The 924-nt window shown below is 42.6% G+C and carries 1 protein-coding gene; it reads left to right on the forward strand.

From position 1 onward, the window contains the following. Positions 1–142 precede the first annotated feature (142 nt). On the forward strand, positions 143–924 hold a 782-nt coding region (locus tag B4K20_RS16415; RefSeq protein ID WP_289283742.1), incomplete at its 3' end, for a hypothetical protein.

The raw sequence follows: 924 nt of genomic DNA on the forward strand, positions 1-924 counted from the left end.
ACAATGCCAAGTTTGCAAAAAACTCACACCGTTTGAGCTAACATCCAGACAATAGTTAGTTTACCCTGGTAATAGAAATAAGTATCATTATCAAAAATAACCTTAAATCAAAAACCCATCGCAACTCCAGGAGATACAAACGATGACGATTAATTGGTTCAAACGCCAACATCTTATAGCGTTGTTAGGCGCTGCTGCCTTATTTACAGCCCCTGTTACTTTCGCTAACGGCCCAATCGGTGAACACGTCAATCATTTATCTGACAACCTCGATAATTACTCAAAAGAAGTGAAGTGGCTGAATACAAAAGTCGAAGAAATGATTAGCCGCTATCAGAAAGGTGGTGTAGAAGAAGCCAAACCTGAATTACTCGTTGAATACTGGGAAGAGGTGAAATTCCATTCCGCTATCGAAACCAATTATGTTCCTGTTTACGCTTCTATTTGGCAGGGTTTATACGGTGTGAAGGATGCCTTGGAAGAACAAGAGTCGATTGAAGACATCCGTATTCAACAACGTTTCCTCGAACAATCTTTATGGCAAGCCCTAGGTGCAGTAAAATTAGCGGCTCAATACCAAGACAAAGGCCTGACTGACAAAGTCGCCACGACTGAAGCCAACCCAACGAATTCTCTGGAAGCACTTCAAGCGATCAAAGGTCGTCTGGATCGCGTTGTTGCCAAATATGCTGAGCAGCTAGATAAAGAAGCTGTCAACATTGTGCACGATACCTATCTGAACCTGTTTGAAGGTGTCGAAGGTGAATTGATTTCACTGGATGCCGGACTGGTAGAAGATCTGGAAAAAGATTTTAATGTTGTGTTGCCACAAGCTATTCAGAAGGGCCAGAGCCTGGATGAAGTTCGCGAAGTTGTGAACACAATGAAAGGCAAAATCGATACGTGGTCTAGGTGTCGTTGTAC

Source organism: Methylophaga sp. UBA5088, from assembly GCF_002414625.1.
GTDB classification, from domain to species: Bacteria; Pseudomonadota; Gammaproteobacteria; order Nitrosococcales; family Methylophagaceae; genus Methylophaga; species Methylophaga marina.